Consider the following 246-nt stretch of genomic DNA (forward strand, 5'->3'; position numbering starts at 1 on the left):
TAGAAATGTATAGAGAAGTTGATTTTTCAGACGGCCTCGAAACGGCGCGCTTGGATTTATTCGATGTTGCCGCCTCGTGTGGCAGCGGCCATCTCAACGCCGACTATCCCGAATTGCTGCACTCGCTGGAGATTCCGAAATCGGCACTCAAAGAGCTGCTCGGCACGGATAATCTGCACGGCGTGAAGCTGATGTCGCCCGACGGAGACAGCATGGAGCCGACGATACCGCCGAAGTCGATCACGC

Annotated in this window: 1 pseudogene; it reads left to right on the forward strand. The window is 55.7% G+C overall.

From position 1 onward, the window contains the following. Window positions 1–246, forward strand: a pseudogene (locus ACTHSX_RS10785) (hypothetical protein); the annotation flags it as partial.

The organism is Neisseria sp. P0014.S002, assembly GCF_051958295.1.
GTDB classification, from domain to species: domain Bacteria; phylum Pseudomonadota; class Gammaproteobacteria; order Burkholderiales; family Neisseriaceae; genus Neisseria; species Neisseria flavescens_B.